Here is a 21,615-nt window from a genome sequence, read left to right as displayed (position 1 = left end):
CAGTAGTTTAAATCCGGGTTTAATATTAATTCTAGAAAATTTGTTTTTTTCCTCTTTTCTTCATAAACAAATTGAAAAAGGGGTATTTCAGAATGACAAATTTCTGAAACACCCCTGGGCCATACTCATAAGATTTCTTTATGAAACAGTCCCTAATATACTATATTTCAAATACCTTATCTAATCTTGTTAACTTGAAAACCCTCATAACCTGAGAGCTATTAATAGAATGCAGTCTTAGACTTCCACCTATCTCCATACATTTCTTATATATGGATACAAGGACCCCAAGCCCTGTACTGTCAATAAATGAGCAGTTTGTGAAATCTAGTGCGAAATGTTTTTCACCTTTTTTCATTAGATGATTTAACTTTTCTCTAAACTCATCGGCTTCATCTACAGCAAAATTTTCAGATATCATCATACTAATTTCTTTCATTTAATCCACCTCATATTTTAAATTTTTCTACAAGTTCATTTAAACTGTTAGCCATGGCACTGGTTTCCTCTGAGGTTGAAGCTAAGTTTTGAATTATTGAAGACTGTTCCTCAGTAGTAGCAGCAACTTCTTCACTGCTTGCCGCAGTAGTCTCAGTAATAGTTGCAACAGAGTCTATCAGTTTTACTATTTGATCGGAATTTGCCACTTCATCTTTAGTAACATCGACTATTCTCTCAATATCCTTTGAAATTTGTTCTACGGCTTCAATAATACTAATAAATGATTTATCAGTCTCATTAGCTACTATAACTCCGTTCTCAACAACCTTCCTTCCAGAGTTCATTGATTCTACAGCTTTATTTATTTGAATTACCATCTCATTAATTAGAGAAGAAATTTCATTTGCTTCCATTCCGGTTTGTTCTGAAAGCTTACGTACTTCATCGGCAACCACTGTAAAACCTTTACCATGTTCACCGGCTCTTGCGGCTTCTATTGCTGCGTTTAAGGCTAATAAATTTGTTTGATCTGAAATATTATTAATAGTACTAATGATCCCACTAACTTTATTTGAAAGCTCATTTAGAACCTTTAGTATATTTCCTGTTTCAGATGATACTTCACTGATATTTTCGATTGCTTCGATTGTTCTGTTAACATTTTTACGTCCTTCTTTGGCAACGCTCATTGTTTCATCGGAGTTAATCTTTGCCGTATTAGCTCTACTCTGGGCAATTTGAATTAAACTAGAAAGTTCAACTAACACCTTAGATGTTTCAATAACCAAGTTATTTTGGGTATCTGCATCGGACGCAACTTCTGCAGTAGTATTTGCAATTTGCTCAGTTGAGGCACTTATCTGCTCAGAAGATGCAGCCAACTCCTCAGAAGCCGCTGCCAGCTCCTGGGATCCCTTTCTTACATGTGCAATTATCTCTGATTGGTGATTAATCATTTCATTGAAGTTTTCCCCTAACGTCTCTATCTCATCCTTTGTATTTATAGTAGATTTAACAGTTAGATCACCTTCACCAGCCTTGATCATTAGACCTTCTAATATCCTAATTGGCCTTATTATATTTCTTGTTGTCATAAAATAGGCCGCCATCATCGCTACAGCCATTGAGAATAATGCAATTATTATTGTGCTTTTTCTAATTGCAAATGCAGGAGCCATATATTCTTCATAATTAGCAGTAACTGCAACTACCCAATCATTCACGGGAACAAATCTAGTAAATTTATATATTCCTTCGTATGTATAATATCCTTCTCCAGGCTCACCGGATTTCATTCTTTCCACTAATGCTTTTAACTCAGTATTATCTGTATCTCCTAGGTTTTCATTCATTATTTTGTCTTTATTCGGATGATACACAAAAACGCCGTCTTTATTTAACATATAGGCATAACCGTTGTCTCCTACCTTTACCTTTGCCGCTTGCTTAGAAATTGTTTGGAAATCAATAGTTCCGATAACAGTTCCTACAATTCTATTATTTAACTTAAGGGGATAGGCAACTGCTACTACGGGCTTATTAGAAGCCTTTGAAATTATTACATCACTCTGACTCGCCTTACCCTTTAAAGCTTCTTTTACATATGCACGACTACTTAAGTCAATATTGGCACTTTTCTTTCCGTTAGTAATAATACCCCTAGCTTTATTATCTGTAACAACTAACATTTCTATTTCACTGCTGTTCTCTTTTTGGACATCAGATAAATATTTAAAAGCCTCATTTCTTAGTAACTCATCGCCATCTGCAGCTTGGGCTAAGTTTTCATTATGGCTCAAAAGCCCTACATACTTGCTAACAGAGTTCACAGTCTGGTCAATTAATTCGGCAGTCTGTGTTGTAACATCCCTTAATTCCTCTTCGGTCATCTGTTGCATTGAATTTGAAGTCTTAGTGTAGGAAAAAATACCTAAGACAATAATTGGAACAGAAATAAATATAAAGAACATGGTTATTAATTTCATTTTTAAGCTTACTTTCATTTTGTACCCCCCTCTGCCTTTTTAAAAAGTCATTTTACTCATTTGCATAGAGTTTATATAGTAGAACTTAAAATTTAGGCGTATCAAAATACTCAATGTTTCTGAGAGGTTTTGATGCGTATAAATTAAAGTCCTTACTAAAACCCTATAAGTTTTTTTGTATGATCAAAGTACTGTTTCTAAACTCTATCTTATCGGCAATAGATTTTATAAGAAACAATCCTCGTCCATAGTCATCTAATAAGTTATCATATGATATACTTTCTCGAACAACCACATTTTCAAAACCAGGTCCACTATCCTGAATTTCAAACTCTATACTACCCTCATAGTAAATTGCCCTTAAATATATTGGCTTATGGGCATCATTCTTATTTCCATGCTTAAAGGCATTTGTTAAAGCCTCTGTAAGTATCAGCCTTATATCAAAATCGTAATCACGATTATCTATATAGCTAATAATCTCCTCAATAATTTCTTTATGCTTTTCTAAACCATATAAAATATATTCATTTCTTTTCATTTTTCAGTAACCCTCACCCTTATTTGATTTCCATAGCAATTAATGTACAATCATCCTGTATTCCTTCTACATCAGTTAGCATTTCATTTAAAGAAATCCTGAGATTATTAGTAAATCTCGATATTCTAGGTGTTTCTAGCATGATATCATTCATTTTATCATCATCAAAGATGAAATCTAATCCATCTGTATAAAAGTAAAATCTGTCTCCAGTGTTAAACTGAATTATCTCCTCATCAAAAATACTATCTTCAAACATTCCAAGGAATGATCCTTTAATAATCTTTCTAGTACACTTCTTTTCTCTATCTTGAAAGATAAATTGATTTATACCTGCACCTACTATCTTAGCTTCTCCCTCTTTGAAGTCAAATCTAAAGCAGCAGGCTGCTACATAGCGTTCTCCTAGATAGTTCCCTACTTTTCTATTTAAATTGATAAGTATCTCACTAGGTTGGTCACTAGTTAAAATTGCTTCATGAAAAAGAACGTTGAATGCAGAAATATTCAAAGCAGCAGTAATTCCTTTTCCACTTACATCCCCTACCACACCTATAAGTACATCGTCGTTTTTTTTACTTAGATAGAAAAAGTCTCCACTGACGGTTTTGGCCGGTACATAAAGCGCTTCCATCTTAGCTCTGTCTGGAATAGCAAATGGCTTCCTAAAGAGTTGCTTTTGCATTCTAGCTGCAGCATTCAACTCATTTTTCTTCTTTGTAACATTTCTGATCACTGACATAATGGCCGGCTTACCCTGATAATTTAAGTAGTTTGAGGATATTTCTATATCAATCATTTTGCTCCCATTAACCAAAGTTTTGTAATCAAATACTGTTTTATCTACCTTGTCTTCTATTATCTGCTTAATCCTCTTTTCAATAATTTTTTCAGAACCATGTAGGATCTCGGTTACTTTTTGTCCAATAATATTATCAAAGTATTCAGATGCCTTTTTGTTTGCTAAAACAACTCTTCCATCAACTGTAATAACCATTGCTTCGGGTAAAAGGTTAACTATTTGCCTATATCTTTCTTCACTTTCCTTAATGGCCTTTTCTAGAATTTTTTCTTCTGTAATATCCCTTAATTGATTGATAATATATATTACATCACCAGAATCATCTAATACTGGATTACAACAGCAATCTAAATATTTATCTAACTCTGGGATATACTTTTCTGTTCGTACAATTTTCCTTGTTTCAATTATTTTTTCAATAGGGCAATTATCGCACTTTTTATTTCTATGTAATATTTCAAAACATCTCTTACCGTTAATATCTTCAGGATTTATTTGAAAAAATTCATAACCGGCTCGATTATAAAACATTACTCTACTATCGGGGTCACATACTCCAATAATATCTGTAATTCCTTCAAGAACTCCCTCGAGCAACTTTGAATTTTGAAATATTTTTTCTTCCACTGCTTTACGTTCAGTAATATCCCTTACAATCGCCAGGAAAACCACTTTTTCTTTTAACTTAAAAATATGTATACTTATCTCTACTAAAACAGGAACTCCATTCTTAACAATAATTTTTGTTTCAAATACTGCTCTTTTTGTTACTTTATTAACAGAGTCATTTAGAAATTTGTTTTTGTAATCTTTAAAGAAGCAAATTTCCAAGGGAGATTTTTTGAGAATTTTCTCCTTTGAATACTTAAGTAAGTTACAGGCTCTGTTGTTAACATCAATAAAACGCTCGGGGATCCCATCTTCACTGGCCGCACCAAAGAAAACAGCTTCACTTGCGTTTTCGAATAGTTCTCTATATTGGGTTTCTCTTCTCTTAAGCTCATTTTCAAGTTTAACTCTTTCAGAAATATCTTCTATGATTAAATAGACAAATTTTTTCTCTAACATCTTTAAAGGCCCTGAATGAATCTCTACATCTATGATTTCATTATTGGCCAAACGATGCTTTGAATTAAGCTTTTGAAAATGCTTATCAAGTGATTTCTGCAGCCTTTCAGTTATTTCATTTTTATATAAGCAATCTATTTCAGTAATCTTTAATTTCTTTATTTGATTTTTCCTGTATCCGTAGAACTCACATGCCACCAAATTAGCATTTACAATATTTCCGTTATCACCATCGACAATCAATATTGCTACATTGTTTTTCTGAAATATCTCTCTATAATATTTTTTTATGCTTCCAACAGCAATACTAATTTGCTTACATTTTTTTCTTTTGAATAAACTGTCTATCTCGTCATTCTCTTTGTCAGCAGAGCGTTTTGTAGGTTCAGAATTGTTCTCATGTTCCATTGTTTGTTTCACCTGTGTCACTCCTATAATATAGAGACTCAAAGAAAACTATTGATTTATACATATATAAAACTCATAAAACCTCGAGTATTTATCTATGAATAAAATAAATTTTACTGTGTGGACTCTATATAATTAAATATTTTTATGTATTTCAAATTAATTGCTTTTTAGCCCATTAATCTTAATATCTTATATTTATTACATCCATATTATAACATTGTTTTCTAAAACATGACACTATTTAACAAATTTTTTTAATATTTGCTTAAATAAAAAACAATTATTCATTGTTCACTATTAGTTTTTTACATATATGCATGTAATTTTTGAGTGCTTTAAATCCAGTTATATATTTAGTAATAAACAGAAAGCGACAGACTGTTTTTAAACAGTCTGTCGCTTCTTATTATAGTTTAACATTTTCTAATATGCCTAATGCTTTATTTAGTATATTGAATCTAAAATATAAAGTACATTGTTTATGTTTTCATTTCTATATATCATTGGACCTAGCATTTTTCTATTGCAATTGCCATCAATTCAAATCCATACATTAATTATGTATCTAACTTATAATGATTATAAATCTCTTTTTAAGCTTTCAGGAACATCAGGTTCATGGGTTCTCCACATACATCTAGTACTAACACCGCTCAAGGCAATAAATGTAAATACAAAAGCAGATGTTGATAATAAGAATCTTTTCAAATTTCTTAACATAATAATCTCCTCCTTATATAATCAAGATTAAAAAAGCTTTAAATTTGTGAATCTATATCCTAGAGGCGTTACAAAGAAAAATGCTAGAAAAACGCCCAATGCACTTGAGATAACATATTTAGATATACCTAACATATTCAAGTGGCTACATATTATAAACCAGATAGTAAGAATTACAATCACTTTAATCTTTATCTTTCTTCTTGTATCTATATTTTTAATCATCTTCTTTTCCGTTCCGGCGGGAACCCATAGGATCGTTGCTGTTAGGGCTAGAAAATAAATCAAAATAGTTGATATTAATGTCCCCATAGAGGTTAGTGAAGTAACTTCACCTAATTTTCCTAGTGAAAGTATCATGATAAGCCCCATAAAATAGCATCTACTCTGTGTTTCATAATGGCTACCGCCAACTAGTCTTCTGAAAATAGTATAGGATATACTTACTATAAGGGTGGATTGAAAGATATTAAAAAAGTAAGCACAGACTAATTCGCTAATTATACTTATTGAAGTTCCAAGAAATATCTGCAGACCATAGGAAAGAACTTCGGTTTTCTCCTCATTATAGTGCATCTCTCTAGATATATAGTTAGAAATATTATCAGCTAACCTTCTCACCGTTGCTAACTCCCTCCCTTGGTAGTTCGATGACAGTTATCACCGTTCCATTGTCTGTATTTCTAACCTCAATAATGCCCTTATACTTGTCCACAATTTCTTTGGCTATATGTAATCCATATCCTCTTCCAATGGATGTTTTAGATGTAACGCCGGGCTGAAATAATCTTTTCATGATATCTTCTTCTATATATCCCCTATTTTCAATTTCAAATATAAAGTTCCCACCAGAATAATCGACAATTATCTTTATCCATTTCTTACCTTCTAGCATAGATACAGCCTCTATAGCATTATCTACTACATTGGAGATTAAACTGCATAGCTCCCAAGGGTCAGCTTCTACTGAATCTATTTCTTTCTTACAGTTAATGTAAAAGAATATACCCTTTTTCCATGCCATTTCTCGCTTTGCATTAATCAATGCTGTTAATGCAGGATGTCCAAATCCTACAGTTTCATGGGTAAATTTATATTCCTCTGATATTCCTCTTAAATAATTGGATAATTCCTCATATTCCTGTAGGTAGAGCATAGCTCCAATAGTTTGTATGTGGGTTAAATATTCATGCCTTTGTGTATGTAATAAGCTTATCAATTCCTCTGTGTTTTCCATATTAGCCTTCATTAATTCAAACTCTGCTTCTTTTTTCTCATAATAGCTCATTTTTTTTACAGATATAAACATAAAAATGGTAATTATGGATACAAATATCCCAAGAAACGGAGCACTTTTTTTAATGAAATCTACTGAAGGCTTTATAAAAATAACCGTACTAAATATCATTATCATTATTGATTGAACAAGCATCGTAAACAAAATTATATATTTATTTCTATTTTGCAAACTCTTCACCCTCTAATTCATTAATATCCCATAAGAAAAAATGAGTATTTCTTATGACAGCTAGTAAAATTAACGATACTATAAAAATAGGAATAGAACATATTATTAGTTTACTATGAGTAAAATATAGATTAGTCATTTCGAAGTTCCAAATTGCTTCAATTATTCCAAATATAATACCTTGCAGAAGTCCTTGGGATAACATACCTATAAATACTGGAATTATGGCTTTATAGTATTTAATTTTAAAAAATATAACTACTAGAATATACAGTGATATTGTCAAAATTATTGTATGCATCCCAAAATATATATTTGACATTCTAATCAGAAAAGCAACTACGGCTTGAATAGCAGCTACAATTAGAAGCTTTGATCCCTTGATATTTCTAATGTTACAGAGATTGAAGCCAATTAAAAGCATTAATAACACTTCAGGAAAAGATACAAATATTGCAACCGCCAAATAATCCTGTATCATATAACACCCTCCGACAGATTATTTTATAATATTAAATGTAATTAATAAATATTATACCATATTTTTCAAAAAAAGGTTGTCAAAAATTGTATTATGTTTAATTTCCCCAGTAAATTTTTACATATTTTTTCTAAATATTATCTTAATTCATATTTTTACCAGACAAAAAAACCTATTAGTATTTAAACTAATAGGTTTTCTATCTCAAATCTATTCATTTTATTCCTTTACATTCAATCCTTCAAAGATCTCACAAGCTTTTGAGTCAGTTCCCTTTACTTTATCAAAGTTTACTACTTCAAACCAACCCTCAACTCCATTTTCTTTTCGAACTTTACACCAATTTTTATTATCACTTGAAATTATAACAACTTCTTCCCCTACAGTAAGAGCTGCAACCATCTCTTTTTCTTTAGGTGCCTTTAGCAAAGGGATACTCTTAAGCACCTTTACTTTTTGATTCATCTCATATGATTCTTGTGGTTCATTCACCAGCATATGGTCTGAATTTAGTACATATTTATCATCAAAGGTCCACGAATGAAGGATTTTCCCATCCGATGATGTAGTTAGGCTTCCGTCTTCATATATTTCAATATCCTTAATGTGACCTGGTACACTTCCTACATAGAATATGCTATTTGCAGTGTATCTGTAGAACTTAGTATTAAAATTTTTATTTGAGTCTAATTCACTAATGGCAATCTCTTTGATTTCATCATCTTCATTTAAATCAACTACTTCAAAGCTATTATCAATTTTTTCTACCATACCGCTTAAAGAAGTATGATTAATAGATAGTTTAAAGAATCTATCTTCACTGCTTTCAAGCTTAATAAGCTCTCTATTGCCATCATTATTTAAGTCAACTTCCTTCATAATTCTTGTGTCGACATCGTTATCATCTATGATAAATGACTGACTTTTTTCCAGCATCTTTACTTCATATCGTAAATCATCTATTTTGTCATTTCTTCTTTCGATTCTTTCATCGAGTTTTTCTACTTCACTAGTTAATTCTTCATTCTGTTCCTTTAGACGTTCATTTTCCCCCTCTAAAGATTTTACTTGTTCCTTTAAGAGTTGATTATCGGACTCAAGATTTTTTAAGACTACTTGGCTTTCGTCCTGCGAACAGGAGGTCAATAAAAGAGTAGCCATTACTAAAATTATTATATTTTTTCTCATTTCCCATCACCCAAAGTCTATTATAATTGATTTTGTAATAAATTAGTAGTTCTATTTTTAACAAGCTCTATTTAATTTTACTTGGATTAAGTATTCATCTATCATATTTATAGAAATCATTCTCTGGCTATATCTGTCTAAAAGCTAGTTAATTACAGCATATGAATTATAATTTCTACAATATATATTAGACTTATATATAGTATAAAAAGTTCCAAAAAAAAGAAAAATTTTTTTTTATGTGAAAAAAAATTACACTATCCTGTTGACTTTGAGAGCTATCTCATAAAAAGTCTTATGAGTATAGCCCCAGAGTGTTTCAGGATGAATGAAATTTCAAAAGACGAAGAAATTCATCATTCTGAGACATCCTCTTTAATTTCATTCATAACATTCTCAGCAAATTCCTTTACAATATGTTCTATATCATTTACCTTCATTATATCGCCAGGATCATTTGCTATGGCTGATATGGCAAAATACGGCGGTAGTCTGAAGCCTTTATTAATATTAATGGCCCCTATGAGCTGCTTAGCAACAGAATCTGATCCAGAGTTGCCCGATACTATTACTCCAAACACTGTTTTATTATAGAATTTAATTCTCCTATAAAGAACAGTCATTCTATTTATTACGGCAGTAAGCTTAGCTGATATTGCATCATTGTAGTTTGGAGATATCCATATGACAGCATCTGCTCTTTCGATGGCCGGTAAAATCTCCTTCGTAATAACTCCCCCATAAAAACACGATTGCTTTTCGCTATAATGCATACAGGTTGTAAATAGACAGCCTTTACAGTCAACTATAGTTCCATTTTCAACGTGATACTCCTCTATAGTGCAATTGTTAATATGCCCCTTGATCATATTCCAAAGCATTAAGGTATTAGAGGTCTTATGTGAACTAGCATGAAGAACTAAGACCTTGGGGTCTTTAATTGTCTTTGGATTATCCTTTAGAAAATTTTTACGTAGCTTTGTACACATCTGTATAGCAATATCATCTAAGGGCAAGTTTAGATGTTTCTGCCATGTTCGAAAATTCTTTAATTCTTCTATACTTTCGACCAATGGGTGCCCAGGAAAGCGACACCCCATTTGATTAGCCTTAAAAATTATATCTTGCGATACACTTTTTGTGTATAGTTCATTAGGACTATTAATTATTATAACCCCACTAGACCCAATTAGAGCATCTCTTCCTCGTTTTGAGATCCTCGACAATATTTCAAAAAGAGGAATATTATATCCTAAGTCATCGAGCTGGACGGCAAAAACTATTTTCTTATTTCTAAGATCAGGAATCTTATCTGGATTAGTTATTATATGTCTATCTAATCCTAAAGTAGCAGCCTCAACCATTTTAGAGAGCTTATCGGATATCTCACCGGGCATTACTAGATATATTTCATTCATATAATACTCCTAAGACTATCATATGTCTCTTTTAAGCGACTTAAAAGCTCATCCGGTAAGTTTAGTCTCTCGATTTCTAATCCAGAAGAAATCAACCTATTTTTTGCGCCCATAAAAGCTCCGCCCATATACGTTGTACTGTAATTCCACTCTCCTCGTATTGTAGCTAAAAGTGATAGGCTTCCTGAGGATAATGCTGGAGCGATATATGGTTTAAAGCCGGCTTCCCTTACTTCAAGGTTTGCCTCCTTAGCTTTTTTTGTCAAAAGCAATGATTTCTCTTCATTATAATTTTCTATACTATCGGCAATTACAAGTCCCTTTCCATGGGGTCCATAGGCTCTACCCTGTGATACATAATGATCAGTATCTCTATTTAAACCAGCGTAATAGGCCGCACGGGCATGCATAACCCCAAGTCCATACCCTCTAATCTGCTCAGGAGCTAATCCGAAATAGTCCATTTCACCATTCTCGCCTAGATTGCTGTTTATAAAAACAGATTTACATAACAGATCAACCGGGTCAGATACTACAGCAAAACTCCCTGTAAAACCCTTTTCTCTAGCTAGTTTAGCATAACTACTAAGTATCTTAGAGTTCCCTTCGAACTGGATCATTCTAACATCCTTTTCTTCTTGACCTACGGGAGGAACCCCTACGCTTGCACAAAATACAAACATATCACAATCAAAAAGTTCTTCTGCAGTAATACCTTTGACCTTCGGATAGCTTTTATTATCAAAGGCCGAAAGAATCTGATTTGTTTCAAGGGCCCATCTCACCTTCTTGTTTTCATTTCTGTCATAGATTCCTATTTCAGAAATACAATCTCCACCTAATAATCTTAGACCCGTGATTAAGGTTCCACCTACATCTCCAAGCCCCAAAACGTTCACCTTCCATTTATCCGGATAGGAATGATTTAAAACCTCCTTCCATCGTGGATATTCAGTGTTTATACAGGTAACTTGTCTTTTATCAATTTTATCGATTATCCACTCTGGTAGATTTGTGTTTTCAACTGTCTTTCCTTTTTCAAGAAGGTTAAGTTCCTCTTTGTCAATATCCATTAGTGATGGATCTGACAGGGAAAAACTCCTTCGTGACTTTAATGGATTCATTTTCTTTAAAAAATAAACTTTATTCCTATGCTCTTTAGCAGCATCCTCTGTGGTAGCCTCTAAATCATCATACTTTATTTTTGAAAATAGAATTTTATCATCCAATATATAATAGAACATATTTCATCTCCTTACTCACTTGCCAATGTATGTTCAAGACGTTTTAATATGGTCAAATCATTTTTCAAGTAGCTAGAAGGATTTATCTTTAAATCATAATTCATATTTTCTCCATGGTCCGAACATCTTGGTGAAATAAACACTTCTCCTAGATGGGCCAAGGTTAAGCTTCTCTCATTCATCTTCTGATATTCTGCTTCTAGAGTCTCTAATATTTCTATAGAGTTTTCTATACTAACCTTCGATAGATTATATATAGCCTCTCTGGAGGTACCCTTTATAAATGTCGGTGAAGTATATGGTAATATTAGATTAATTGAAGGTACAAGGTTTCTTTTTGGATAAACCCCTCTCCAAAGTGTGTCTCCACCAATAAATGGATACATAGAGCTCTCATTAAACCAAACCTTTAGTTTTGGAATAAAGTAAGCAAAATCTACTTCTCTATCTTGAATATCCATAAGTTCTTTACCACGACCAGATAGTATACCTACAATAATCTTTTTAACTTCAACATCGGCATTTTTCAAAATCGGGTCGATTGCCTTTATCCTGTACCCCTTGTGTAATAAATCATCTACTAGGATTACAGGTCTATTGAATGAACGAATCATCTTAACCTGATTATCAAGATTCATATAGTATGGATAAGCCTTTATTTCATACTCTTCAGCACTTGGCCAAAAGAATTTCTCTGTATGCATTGATTTTGTTACTGTATTAGGTATTATATACCCTTTTAATATCTGACCAAAGGGTACACACATAGCTTCTCCTAATTTTCTTGGCTTCACTGGTGTTGTGGATACATTATTTTCATCACATATTTTCTTTATCAGATTCTCATACACCATTTGCTTATCTATGGCTAACACAAGATTACCCGGGTACAGATCCACAATGGCTTTTTGCAATTTTTTTCTACAACGATTTATAGTATCGATAACCTTAGAATTGCTTATAAATGGCTCCTTTATAAAGGTGTCAACACCCAAATATAATGTACAAGGCGCTGTCATGTTTACAGCAAATACTGGGTTTCCTTTATCGCAGCCCGGCACCATCTCAAATCCTTGGATCTCTAATATTTCATGTAAAGTATTGGTAGAGTATCCCTTTATTACATTTCTAAATACACCATAGGTATAATCCTTAGCTAAACAAAATGCAAGGGTTTCCGTAAGAATCATTTGCTCTAAATTTGAAAATTCTATATCTCTATCTATAAATATTCCATCTATTACTATTATTCTTCCGATATAGTTCTTACGAATATATTCCGATACAGTGTTATCTTGGAACTCCATAAACAGTGTGTTAGAACGTATCCAATGGAAAATTGAAAACCCTAAAATTTTTCCATTGTTTTTTATATCTCTTAGGATCATAACCCTTGGCCACAGCTTTTTAGAAATATTCTTTAATATATCATAGGCCTTTTCATTATATTTCAATAAAAATGCCGTAAGCTGAATCAATAAATCATCTGTAATATCATCTACTACTTCTACAGAAATTGATTTCGTTTGAATAAGGGTCTTATATTGGGGTTCTCTTCTGTATAGACCATTTTCATATATGTATTTCTGTACAAGGGGATCAACTAAACTGGATATATCCCTATTCTGATCTATATAACTTCTAATCTGGGTGGAGCTTATATCCTCATATTGTGGTTCTAGTGTTAATCTTATAACATTTCCATCTATTTTATTAATGATCTCGTCGAGGTTAACATCATCAGTTTTCGATACGTATAGGCTTCTTCTTTCAAATACTACGTGTGAAAAGGATACAATAGAGTCCTCTTCCTTGTTTCTATATGCAGAAGCATTTAGCACTACGTCACTGCCTGCAACAATATGCACATCACATTCTGGAAAAACTTCTCGAAGCCTTCTTAGATTATTGGTATTAGCAATATTAATTTGTATGTCCTCAGGGAATGAATATACTCCCAGCTCATCGGCTATAGACATTTTTATAATATTTCTTCTAATAATATTAGGTTGCGTTCTCTTTGACCAAGAATATTCGTCAATAGCTAAATAAACCTCAAAACCTAAATCCCTTATTTCCCTTGCTATTTCCTTATGGCTTAGTGAGAATGGGTCAAAGCTTCCTGGGAAGAATGCAATCTTCCTGTGTTTTTCTATTTTGATCGGACCTTTATAAAATTTATAATCTGAAATAAATCTATATATGTGATTTAATCCAGCTGAGTTAGTTAGGAAATACAATTCTTTAGTCTCTTTACTATCGGATAAAAGAGTCAAAATCTTTTTCGCCGTAAGGATAAATATATTATTTTTTTCCTCTAAGCTTAAATTCTTTGAACCAAAGATATCTATACCAATAACACTTGATGCCACCTGTCTAACCTGAATATTATTGTTTACAAGTCCATTTAATAATATCCCAAGCATCTTTACAAATCTTTCATTATAGGATTCTTCAGTTTCTTCAAAGGAATCCTTGTAAGTTGGATAATTTATTATTGTCAATCCAATGGTCTTAAGTAATAATGATATTACTTTTGGACTTGATTGCCTTATCTTCTCAATGAAATCTGAAATTAATTCATCTAATTCTACAGGACGTAAATAGAGCATAAGCCTTCCAAGGTAATTAGGTATATACTTAGTGAATTGATGCCCTTCTATTTCTAGTGCCCTTAGAAGCTCTACAACTATATCATTTCTCTGTTCAAAGGACAGATTTGGAACTATTTTAATTAATGCCTCTCCACCTTTATTTCTTACGTTTTCACTGGCACTAACCTTAAGTAGATTACAAAAATGCATAGCAGTATGTATTCCCATACCTTCTGGATTTCTGAGAGTATGTTCCATTATTAGTTCTACCTGATACTTTTTTGTTACCCAGTCCGTAGCTGTTTTAAGATTACTCAAAAACATATGAGATATTTTTTCATTATCCCTCATACAGAAGTCTTCTAGCTTTTTTGTAATATGATCTTCTAATTCTAAAAGTCTTGCTAGCTTTAGCTTTAAAAAGTTCTCTACTGCCAACTCAGAGTATTCTAAGGTTTTACAGAATTCTTCTCTAACGGAGGATAATATTCTATGCCTTTTATCAATTTTCGATATTAGATTATATGCAGTTTCAAGGGCAGAAAGCCTTAAATCACTGCTTTCCTCATAGAATACCATCTTTATGTATTTAAACAATATCTCAATTACTTCGTTATCACATTTATGTATTGGAATATTCTTAGCTATGTTTAGCATATTTAGTTTGAATTGTTTACCCTGGTTCGATTGCTTTTGATAATATTTTACTAATACCTTTATAAAGTCTTTTATTTGGTTTTCTGGGCAGCTGGCAAATAGAGACGAAATAATGGTCTTAGTACTATTTCCTATCCATATTTTATGAGCCGGAATAATCTGCTTGCTAGGAAATAGGAATAAATCCAAATAGTCATCAAACAATTCATAGGAGGCATAACCTGGAGGCTCTAGGGTCACATTTGGAGGAACTTCTTTTCTGTACACTTGGTCAAATGTCCCAATCAAAGTACCGATTATTTCTGAGCATTCCTTTCTAATATCATCCTCTGGATGGACTAATTGTTCATACAAAAACTTCATTGTAATCAGCTTTTGTTTTTGTGTAAGATATGTTGAATACTCCTTAATCGCACTTAGGTATCCCCTAATATTGTTTGAGTCATCCTCGCTCCTAGCCAATTCAATTATGGAGTTTAGAGAAAATTCATTTCTCAATTTATACATCAGATTAATATTATGATTTATAGAAAGATTCTTAAGACTTTCAATTATTTCATTTCCCTGCATTAGAGAATAGTATTTTTTCTCTATTTCTTTTTTCTGTGGGTATTTCTTCTTAGGCTCTACATCTAGATCAATTCCTAATCCCTTCATATATAGTTCAAAGTCTTTAAGCTTAAAATATACCCTTTTATATCTCATCTCCTTGGCCTTATCAACATTATCCAATTTATCCAATACTACCTTAAAGGATTCAGTTAAGTTGTAAATATGCATTTTTTTGCCCTTTTTCTTTACTCTGAAATCACAATAAATTAATATTAGATTCTCAAGGGATAGATTTTCAAGCTCTAAGTCCCAAGTAGAATGGTTAACAGCAATGTTTCGGATGTATACGATATCATGCTTTTTAAACCACACATCAGTATAATAATAGTGTAGATATGGAACTCTTTTAGCTTCTGCGCCCTTGCATCCAAACTTCCCAATGTCATGACCAGCAGCAGAGCCCGATACCCTTCCTAAATCTATAGGTAGCCCTGCTTCCTTTAATTGACGTCCTATGAACATTGCCAAGTAATGTACACCAGAAATATGTTGAAGTGAGCTATATCCCATAACCTCTTGGTTAAGCTTCATCATTTCATATATGTATTCTTCCTTAAAAGCAGTTTTAAATGCTTGATATTCTTCTATATTCTCAAGCTCTTTTTCTTCATCCTCAGTTAAAAAGTTGAGAGGATAATTACTTTCCCAGCTATCATCTCCTGATATCTTCTGTATTTCCAAAACAGACCTTAGCACTTCTAAATATAATGTACAAGCTTTATCTAGACTGCTATATAACCTTATGGTTACTGCATCTGGAAATGATTTGCTAAGTGTATATTGATAAGTATAAAGCAGCCAATCCTCAGGCACCTTATGCACCGCTAGTTCTTCCATTAAGTCTATACAGAGATCAAGGACTGCCTTACAAGAATATTCCTTGTTAATCATTATTTCATATACCTTCCCTTTAAAGCTACGGGAATTAATATATTCTTTGATTCGAGTTGGTAGTACTGATTTATTATCCACTAAATCCGAATTTAATAAGTTCTGAGAAATTCTACTATATAATTGATTAGTAAGAGAGTTCGACATTTCATTCCTCCTTAGTTTAGGACTTAAATCCCACAAATTTCTAATATTATTATAACATGTTTTACAAAATCTCCTCACCAATTTATTTAATACACATATTATGATATTGTATATGTTTTACCCAGATTATTCATGAAAAATTCAAAACTACTTACACCATTTCAAACTTTCCATAAATAATCAGGGTTTACTATTTTATTTCCATAAGGAGGATTTGCAGGTGTATCAGTACGATGAAAATTATATGTACCACTGCCATGCTGAGGCAAACAAGATGTATCCAGAGTCGTATCATAGGATATATCCATATGTAAAAAGAAAAGTTGAAGCAATGGATAATGAGTACGATCAGAGAATGAATCCATTTCCTAGCAAAGAAATTGTAGATCAAATGACCGATGAGATATACGAAGAGTACAAAAAAGATTACGGAGTAGAAGATGCTCCGGCTGAAAGCAATCAGCTTACAAGATATAACGGTTATATCGGAAGAGATTTAATTGGAATACTTTTGTTAGGATCATTATTGGGTAGAAGACGTAGAAGATTTAGAAGAAGACGACGCTTCGGCGGATATGGTGGCTATGGTGGATTCGGTGGTTACGGCGGTCCATTTGGCGGCGGATTTTATTAGAATACAAGTGCAAAAGATTTGTTATGATTTCCATAAAAAGAATTGTAATACAAAACGTGCTGTAAAACCCTATACAGCACGTTTTGTATTATATAAACCATCTCTCTAACTCACAATTATAAACACCTAGTCCCTCTCTTACTAGCCTCTATAATTATGCCTTATTTCAATAAATTTATTTAAAAACTACCACTCTAAAGCTTTTAATGCTTCTGGTCCTGCTTCAGTAACCTTTAAGAATATAGCAGCATTTCCCGCTACAGCCTTTTCTATGTAGTCAGTACGCACCTTATCATATGGTGTGTGGGCGTATTGCTCTTGCATTGGAGAGTAACCAATAGTAGGCTTTCTATCGATACCAGCAGTTTTACTTCCGTCGGTTCCGAAATCCCAATGACCAAATTTAACTTCTTGACCAATTGATTCTAAAGCTTCGATTGCCGCCTTAGTAAATGCATGATCTCTAGGAGTCTTCCAAGATGGCATAACTTTCTCAGCATCATATTGAACACCTGTATATGATGTTTCTAGTGCACTCTTTACTTTAACATCTGCTTTAAATTCAGGATCATTTGCAGCTAACTCATCTATTATGTCTTGAATTTCTTTTAAAACTGATTCTACTGTTTCTCCAGGAATCGTCCTGCGGTCGAGGGAAAGCATGCACTTATCAGGAACTATTGATAATGCTCCTGGTGAACACTCAATTATATTTAAAGAAATTGACGCTTGCCCAAGATCCGGATCAGAAGGAAGACTTGGATATAGCTCATCTTTAATCTTTGCAATTAATGGCATTGCTTTATAGATAGAATTTATACCAAGCCATGGTGCACTACCGTGGGAAGTACGACCATAAACTGTCACCAACATCTCAATACGGCCTCTATGACCTAGATATAATTTTAATGAAGTAGCTTCTGAAGAAACCATAGCATCATAAGTCCATCCCTTTGCTGGGAGAGTTTTATCTATAAGATGCTTCATACCAACCATTTCTGCCGGCTCTTCTTGAACACAGCCTTGGAACATAAAGTTTCCTTTAAAGCTATGACCCATTTCACGAAGCTTTAACAGTACTGCTCCAGCATATATTTGAGCAGCTTCTCCGGCCTTTACATCGGAAGCGGCACGACCATGGATACACTCTACCTTTTCCTTTGCGGTCTTGTCTTGATTATCAACTTCACAAACATCTATCTCTCCACCATATGGATCGTAGCCTTCCCAGTTAGCTGGGTCACCAGGGCTAACATGGTCCATATGAGAATTATACATTATGGTTGGTCCATCTTCTGTGCCCTTTACTATTCCGAATGTATTCCCTTGATCATCTCTGTAAACTTCGTCATATCCTAATTTTTTCATTTCCTCAAGCAGTAGGTCTGCTAAAGGTCCTTCTTCTCCGCTCATACTTGGTGTCTGTACTAGTTTTTGCGTAAATTTTACAACCTCCGGCTTTAATTCCTTTGCAATTTCATTAATTTTTTCAAACATACTAATACACCCTCCTCACTAAACCAGGCTAATATTTCTATTTTGCATCTGCCTTAAGTACTGCATTCAGCATTACACTTGCGCCGTTTGTACACTGCTCAACAGATGTGAACTCAGGTTCACAGTGGCTATGACCGTCCTTTGAAGGAACGAATATCATGGTAGTAGGAATCATTTCTGATACGAACTGAGCATCGTGTCCTGCTCCACTGTTGATGTACTGGTTAGAAATACCTGCTTCATCAGCACTTGCCTTAACGAACTCTACTAATTCCTTATCAAAGTATACCGTGTCACGAGCCCAAGCTCTCTCATAGTCAACTTTACACTTAGCAACTTCCTTAGGCATGTTCTTAATAACATTAACAACCTGTTCAATTACCTTAGGGTCTTCATGTCTTGAATCAATTGAGAAATCAACAAAATCAGGAATTACTGTATGTACACATGGATGACACTTGATTTCGCCGGTTGTGTAAACAAGATTTGGGTCAAGCTTATCTAATTCATCGTGCAGATAAGTAATAACCTGAGCAGCTGCATAAAGAGCGTCCTGTCTGTACTTCATTGGAATAGTACCAGCATGATCTGCTTGACCATAAGTTCTGATTCTGTAGTTAATCATACCAAGTACGCAAGTTACAACACCTATATCCTTATTGGCATTTTCAAGGATTGGACCTTGTTCAATGTGAAGTTCAAACTTACACTCATAGTCATTAGGGTTTAGCCTATTTGCTTCCGGCCCAACATAATTACTCGCTGCTAAAGCTTCACCAAAAGTAGTCTTCCCGTCCAATACACTCTTTGATGCAAGCATTGTATCCTTGTCAAATTTTCCGCAAACTACGCCTGATGACATCATTGCAGGTGGATATAATGATCCTTCCTCATTTGTCCAAATCATAGCTGTAATCGGATGCTTGTGAGGAATTTTCTGATCTACGATAGTTTCTAAAACTTCCATGGCTGTTATAACACCCAAGATACCATCATAGTTGCCCCCGTTCTTAACTGAGTCAACATGAGATCCCATAACAATTCGTTTTGCGTTGGGATCTGAACCCGGAATAGTAGCATACATGTTTGCCATATCATCCATAGTTATTTCAGCACCAATAGCCTTCATTCGCTTTGTGAATTCTTCCCTGGCCTGATTAGCTTCCGGCGATAATGAGTATCGGGTAATTCCTCCATTCCCTGTATCGCCGTAGGTTGCAAAGGTTTTGATCTTGTCTTCCATTCTCTCTAAATCACAATAATACATAATTTAGTCCCTCCCTTTATTTATAATCCTTATGAATAAACCGAGTCTATAGTAAAACTTAATTTATACATGTACAAATACTCAGCGGTCTCGGGAGTTATGGACATGTATAAATTAAAGTCTTTACTTAAATCCCTATATTTTTCATTTTATTTAATCATCTCATCAACAAAATCTAAAACCTTATCCATTATATCCATAGCTTCTTTAAGCTCACCTTCTTTAATGGTAAGTGGTGGTGCAATTATTAATACATTGTCATGGCTATAGTTCCAGAAGCCTTCACTCTTTAGTATTGATAATATCTTCTTCATTGTCCCTTCAGGATCTCTTCCATATGGTACTAGAGGCTCCTTTGTCGCCTTATCTTTCACAAGTTCTATTGCACTGAATAGTCCTATATATCTAACGTCTCCTACACATGGATGCTTTTTCTTTAATCCCTCAAGTATTTCTCCTAATACCTTGCCCATTTCCTGTGAATTTTCTATTAACTTTTCCTCTTTATATACATCTATTGTTGCACATGCTGCCGCACATCCCATAGGATGGCCACTATAAGTAAGTCCACACCAAAGTTTATTTTCATCAAAGTGCTTTGCTATTTCTTTGCTCACTATTATTCCACCAAGTGGTACATAACCACAGGTTACTCCCTTAGCAAAGGTTATTATGTCTGGTTTTACATTCCAGTTATCTATTGCAAACCATTTTCCCGTTCTTCCCCAGCCTGCCATTACTTCATCACAAACCATCATTATTCCATACTCATCACAAAGCTCTCTTACTCCCTGCATCCATCCTTCTGGAGGTATTAGTATTCCATTACTTCCTACTACTGTCTCCTGGAATATTGCAGCGATCTTATCAGGACCTTCAAATTCTATTTGCTCTCTTAAAAGCGTAAGATAATATTTTGTAGCCTCTGCATCATCCTTGAATTCTACCGGCGCTCTATAGGTATATGGTCCAATGAACTTTACAAAACCCGGGATACCTGGTTCACTTGGGAATCTTCTATTTTCTCCTGTTAGGTTTGCAGCTCCATAGGTTGCTCCATGATAGGATCTATAGGCTGAGAATATCTTGTATTTTCCTGTAACCATACGGGCAACCTTTATGGCATTTTCATTTCCCTCTGCTCCACCATTAGTGAAGAATACCTTTTCCATATTGTCTGGGGCTACTTCTATTATCTTTCTTGCTGCCTCAGATTTTACATCTACTGCAAAAGCTGGCCCTATAAATGGTAGCTTTTCAGCCTGTTCTTTTATAGCATCTATTACCTTCTGATTTCCATGACCTATATTTACGTTTACAAGTTGAGATGACATATCGAAGTATCTTTTGTCATCTGCATCCCAAAAGTATATTCCTTCTGCTCTAGTTATTACCTTAGGGTCTAGTTCCCCTTGTACACTCCATGAATGTAGGTTATATTTCAAACTGTCCTCTTTTATTTTTTGTCCACAATTAGCTACAGCAACAGTCATTTCATTCCCCTCCATTTAACCAAATTTTCTGGATCACTATTTTGGGCTTCAGATAG

16 protein-coding genes are annotated in these 21,615 nt (G+C 33.7%); 1 reads left to right on the top strand and 15 read right to left on the bottom strand.

The genetic code is table 11. From position 1 onward, the window contains the following. Positions 1–160 precede the first annotated feature (160 nt). The 12 genes from R9X47_RS23925 to R9X47_RS23870 form a co-directional block, all read right to left on the bottom strand. On the bottom strand, positions 161–439 hold the full coding sequence (locus R9X47_RS23925) for an STAS domain-containing protein (protein ID WP_432663604.1): 279 nt from the start codon (positions 437–439) through the stop codon (positions 161–163). Positions 440–449: 10 nt separating this feature from the next. Further along, on the bottom strand, positions 450–2,444 hold the full coding sequence (locus tag R9X47_RS23920; RefSeq protein WP_432663603.1) for a methyl-accepting chemotaxis protein: 1,995 nt from the start codon (positions 2,442–2,444) through the stop codon (positions 450–452). A gap of 145 nt (positions 2,445–2,589) precedes the next feature. Next, positions 2,590–2,967, bottom strand: coding sequence for an ATP-binding protein (locus tag R9X47_RS23915; RefSeq protein ID WP_432663602.1), 378 nt, complete (start codon positions 2,965–2,967; stop codon positions 2,590–2,592). Between the two features lie 19 nt (positions 2,968–2,986). After that, positions 2,987–5,257, bottom strand: coding sequence for a PAS domain S-box protein (locus R9X47_RS23910; protein WP_432663601.1), 2,271 nt, complete (start codon positions 5,255–5,257; stop codon positions 2,987–2,989). 570 nt (positions 5,258–5,827) lie between these two features. After that, entirely contained in the window at positions 5,828–5,968 is a 141-nt protein-coding gene (locus tag R9X47_RS23905) for a cyclic lactone autoinducer peptide (protein ID WP_432663600.1), read from the bottom strand. A gap of 27 nt (positions 5,969–5,995) precedes the next feature. Beyond that, positions 5,996–6,589, bottom strand: coding sequence for an accessory gene regulator ArgB-like protein (locus R9X47_RS23900; RefSeq protein WP_432663599.1), 594 nt, complete (start codon positions 6,587–6,589; stop codon positions 5,996–5,998). After that, complete coding sequence (locus tag R9X47_RS23895; protein ID WP_432663598.1) at positions 6,573–7,436, bottom strand: sensor histidine kinase; 864 nt, start codon at positions 7,434–7,436, stop codon at positions 6,573–6,575. Before R9X47_RS23895 ends, R9X47_RS23900 begins: the two co-directional genes overlap by 17 nt. Continuing rightward, the gene (locus R9X47_RS23890; RefSeq protein WP_432663597.1) at positions 7,426–7,917 is read right to left on the bottom strand and encodes a hypothetical protein; all 492 of its coding nucleotides are present in this window, start codon (positions 7,915–7,917) and stop codon (positions 7,426–7,428) included. Before R9X47_RS23890 ends, R9X47_RS23895 begins: the two co-directional genes overlap by 11 nt. 219 nt (positions 7,918–8,136) lie before the next feature. Continuing rightward, positions 8,137–9,105 (bottom strand): SH3 domain-containing protein, encoded by a 969-nt coding sequence (locus tag R9X47_RS23885; protein WP_432663596.1) that lies wholly within the window; start codon positions 9,103–9,105, stop codon positions 8,137–8,139. 356 nt (positions 9,106–9,461) lie between these two features. Beyond that, positions 9,462–10,523, bottom strand: a complete 1,062-nt coding sequence (locus R9X47_RS23880) for a flavodoxin family protein (protein ID WP_432663595.1) — start codon at positions 10,521–10,523, stop codon at positions 9,462–9,464. Next, complete coding sequence (locus tag R9X47_RS23875) at positions 10,520–11,767, bottom strand: lactate/malate family dehydrogenase (protein WP_432663594.1); 1,248 nt, start codon at positions 11,765–11,767, stop codon at positions 10,520–10,522. The genes R9X47_RS23880 and R9X47_RS23875 overlap by 4 nt, the downstream gene beginning before the upstream one ends. A gap of 11 nt (positions 11,768–11,778) precedes the next feature. Then, on the bottom strand, positions 11,779–16,668 hold the full coding sequence (locus tag R9X47_RS23870; RefSeq protein WP_432663593.1) for a nicotinate-nicotinamide nucleotide adenylyltransferase: 4,890 nt from the start codon (positions 16,666–16,668) through the stop codon (positions 11,779–11,781). Positions 16,669–16,888: 220 nt separating this feature from the next. Here R9X47_RS23870 and R9X47_RS23865 point away from each other — a divergent pair, with 220 nt between their 5' ends. Beyond that, positions 16,889–17,302 carry a hypothetical protein gene (locus tag R9X47_RS23865; RefSeq protein ID WP_432663592.1) on the top strand — a complete coding sequence of 138 codons (414 nt, stop codon included), beginning with the start codon at positions 16,889–16,891 and terminating at the stop codon, positions 17,300–17,302. A gap of 186 nt (positions 17,303–17,488) precedes the next feature. On the opposite strand, the gene R9X47_RS23860 is transcribed toward R9X47_RS23865, so the two are convergent. From R9X47_RS23860 to R9X47_RS23850, 3 genes are all read right to left on the bottom strand, one after another. Continuing rightward, the gene (locus R9X47_RS23860; RefSeq protein ID WP_432663591.1) at positions 17,489–18,799 is read right to left on the bottom strand and encodes a YgeY family selenium metabolism-linked hydrolase; all 1,311 of its coding nucleotides are present in this window, start codon (positions 18,797–18,799) and stop codon (positions 17,489–17,491) included. Positions 18,800–18,836: 37 nt separating this feature from the next. Further along, positions 18,837–20,066 carry a Zn-dependent hydrolase gene (locus tag R9X47_RS23855; RefSeq protein WP_432663590.1) on the bottom strand — a complete coding sequence of 410 codons (1,230 nt, stop codon included), beginning with the start codon at positions 20,064–20,066 and terminating at the stop codon, positions 18,837–18,839. A 149-nt stretch (positions 20,067–20,215) separates the two neighbouring features. Beyond that, positions 20,216–21,559 carry an aminotransferase class III-fold pyridoxal phosphate-dependent enzyme gene (locus R9X47_RS23850; protein WP_432663589.1) on the bottom strand — a complete coding sequence of 448 codons (1,344 nt, stop codon included), beginning with the start codon at positions 21,557–21,559 and terminating at the stop codon, positions 20,216–20,218. Between the last annotated feature and the right edge of the window lie 56 nt (positions 21,560–21,615).

The organism is Wukongibacter baidiensis (assembly GCF_050888315.1).
Classification (GTDB): Bacteria; Bacillota; Clostridia; order Peptostreptococcales; family Caminicellaceae; genus Wukongibacter; species Wukongibacter baidiensis.
The sequence above is the reverse complement of the archived record's forward strand: the minus strand, read 5'-3'. Positions and strand labels throughout refer to the sequence as shown.